Origin of the sequence: Escherichia sp. R1 (assembly GCF_003000935.1) — a bacterium.
GTDB classification, from domain to species: domain Bacteria; phylum Pseudomonadota; class Gammaproteobacteria; order Enterobacterales; family Enterobacteriaceae; genus Escherichia; species Escherichia coli.
The window spans coordinates 1-851 of record NZ_PSRU01000080.1; the positions used below are offsets into that span (position 1 = coordinate 1).

Below are 851 nucleotides of genomic sequence, written 5' to 3' on the forward strand. Positions count from 1 at the left end.
CCTGTCCGGAAGGCTGGCGATAAAGGTGATTGCAGAGCCACCGGATAAGCGTCGTCGCGACCTGGACAATATCCTGAAAGCACCGCTGGATGCGCTGACGCATGCGGGAGTGTTAATGGACGATGAGCAGTTTGATGAAATCAATATCGTTCGTGGTCAGCCAGTATCTGGTGGACGTCTGGGGGTGAAGATTTACCCCATAATGCATTAAGAGCAGGTCAAAAAATGAAACTGGAAGATTTACCGAAATACTACTCCCCAAAATCCCCTGGCCTGACCGATGCATCGGCCTCAACGTCAAAAGATGCGCTGAGTATCACTGATGTGATGGCCGCGCAGGGCATGACACAGAATCGGGCTGAGATGGGGTTTTCTGCGTTCCTGGGGAAAATGGGCATCAGTATGAATGACAGGGCGCGGGCAACAGAATTACTGGCAGATTATGCACTCAGTCGGTGCGATCGTGTGGCGGCGTTGAGAAAACTTCCGGCAGAAATAAAACCGGTAGTGATGCGCATTATGGCTTCGTACGCTTTTGAGGATTATGCCCGCAGCGCAGCGAGTAAAAAGCAGTGCCCTTGTTGCTATGGGGAAAAATTTATTGAAAGCGTAGTTTTTACAAACAAGGTCCAGTATCCGGATGGTAAGCCGCCGGTATGGGCAAAGTGTACGAAAGGTGTGTATTCGTCTTACTGGGAAGAATGGAAAAAAGTCAGGGAGGTGGTAAAAGTTGCCTGTCCGGAGTGTGGCGGAAAGGGTGAGGTTTCCACCGCCTGTAAGGATTGCCGTGGGCGTGGTGTCGCCATTCATCGTGAAGAGTCGGTAAAACGTGGTATGCCTGTTATCAGAGA

Annotated in this window: 2 protein-coding genes; both read left to right on the top strand. The window is 50.8% G+C overall.

The window, feature by feature from the left end; all coding sequences use genetic code 11:
- Positions 1-211: RusA family crossover junction endodeoxyribonuclease (locus tag C4F37_RS27160; protein ID WP_033561638.1), on the top strand; the 211-nt coding region annotated here is incomplete at its 5' end.
- Positions 212-225: 14 nt separating this feature from the next.
- Positions 226-851, top strand: a 626-nt coding sequence (locus tag C4F37_RS27165; RefSeq protein WP_033561624.1) for an antitermination protein Q, incomplete at its 3' end; no start/stop codon positions are given.